This is a genomic window from uncultured Campylobacter sp., assembly GCF_938017705.1.
Taxonomy (GTDB): domain Bacteria; phylum Campylobacterota; class Campylobacteria; order Campylobacterales; family Campylobacteraceae; genus Campylobacter_B.
Genome location: NZ_CALIIS010000021.1, coordinates 1 through 1,231, shown reverse-complemented (window position 1 = coordinate 1,231; position 1,231 = coordinate 1). Strand labels below are relative to the sequence as shown.

Sequence of the window (1,231 nt, the reverse complement as noted above, 5' to 3'; positions counted from 1 at the left end):
GTAACGTCCATTTTGTGCGATATCCCAGCTCACAAGCAAGCGGAAAACCTGCCGCAAGCGCTACGGCTAGAAGCGGTGCGGTATAGACGTCCGCAAAGACTAGCGGCACGAAAACTGGCAGCCACCAAAACAGCCCGCGCAGAAACAAACAGACGCGGCAATAGCCTAGCCAATGCTCGCGCGGGTCTTTAATGAGCTTGCGGGCGATGCGCTCGATAAATTTCACCTCATGCTCGCTTGTGTAACTGCCGTGAGTGACGAGCGCGCCGACCCATACGCCCCAACCTTTGCTTTCTCCGATCAGATACCCGAGCCCGCAGATGATCGCGAGGTAGAAATTCCCTAAAAAGGCAAATATTAGCAGAGCCACTACCAAAGCGTTCAGCTTAGCGAAATAGCTATACTGCCCGCGTAGTCTATTGAGTATCCAAAACATCACCTCTCCTTCGGGCGGCTTTTGACTATGTCTGCGAATTCATCGCTGAGCAGATACCAAAAAGGCTTTGAGCCGTCCTCGTAGCGAAATTTCGCAAAGTCGTCGGGGTGCGTCGCAAGATGCGCGAACACCCGAAAGATATTCATCATATTGGAATGATCCCACTGATCGCATTTGCGCGCCCTTAGAAAAATCACGATAGGACAAGCAAAAATTCCTAAAACAAAACTCGTCAAAAAGAGTATGAAATATCCCATTTGTTCCTCCTATACTTCTATCGTATCTGCAAATTTGATAGTCTCAAGCGCCTTTGAGGTTTTTGCCTTCTCGATTGCGGTTTCATAGCCCCATTTCAACACGTGCAGCTTCTGCCCAGCAATCTGAATGGCACGCTTGATCTTTTTGAGATCCTCTTGCCCGTTTATCTTTTTCATCGTATTGTCATACATCCTAAAGCCCCGCACCTCGAGGCTATCAAAAGTATCGATCATGGCTTCGATATTGAGCAGGTATTTATAGCCGCCGTTGACGGCTCCAAAGTCTTTGATCTCAACCTTGCAGCTCTCGCCCATTGCGTTCACCCACGAAGCGAGTTCTGCGGTCTTTGCGGCTTTGAGCTCCTCAAGGCTCGGCTCAAGCATACTTTTTGCCTGCGCTTCTGTTATTTTGGTTAGCCCCTTTTTAATCTGATCCTCGCTTACGTCATCATCGTAAGCGTAAATTTGGTTTTGTGAATTTTTGTAGTATTTCATTTTTACTCCTTATCGTAATTCCCACCAATAAAAAGAGCTTACA

At 47.7% G+C, this 1,231-nt stretch carries 3 protein-coding genes; all 3 read right to left on the bottom strand.

Annotation, left to right across the window (positions count from 1 at the left end):
* Positions 1-436: hypothetical protein (locus Q0605_RS01230; RefSeq protein WP_298703522.1), on the bottom strand; the 436-nt coding region annotated here is incomplete at its 3' end.
* Entirely contained in the window at positions 436-693 is a 258-nt protein-coding gene (locus tag Q0605_RS01225; RefSeq protein ID WP_298703520.1) for a hypothetical protein, read from the bottom strand. The genes Q0605_RS01225 and Q0605_RS01230, both read right to left, overlap by 1 nt.
* A 9-nt stretch (positions 694-702) precedes the next feature.
* Positions 703-1,188: a hypothetical protein gene (locus tag Q0605_RS01220; RefSeq protein ID WP_298703518.1), complete on the bottom strand. Its 486-nt coding sequence runs from the start codon at positions 1,186-1,188 to the stop codon at positions 703-705.
* Positions 1,189-1,231 lie beyond the last annotated feature (43 nt).

Coding starts and splice junctions, on each gene's coding strand:
- Q0605_RS01220 (WP_298703518.1), bottom strand. CDS start 1,188: ATGAAATACTACAAAAATTCACAAAACCAAATTTACGCTTACGATGAT.
- Q0605_RS01225 (WP_298703520.1), bottom strand. CDS start 693: ATGGGATATTTCATACTCTTTTTGACGAGTTTTGTTTTAGGAATTTTT.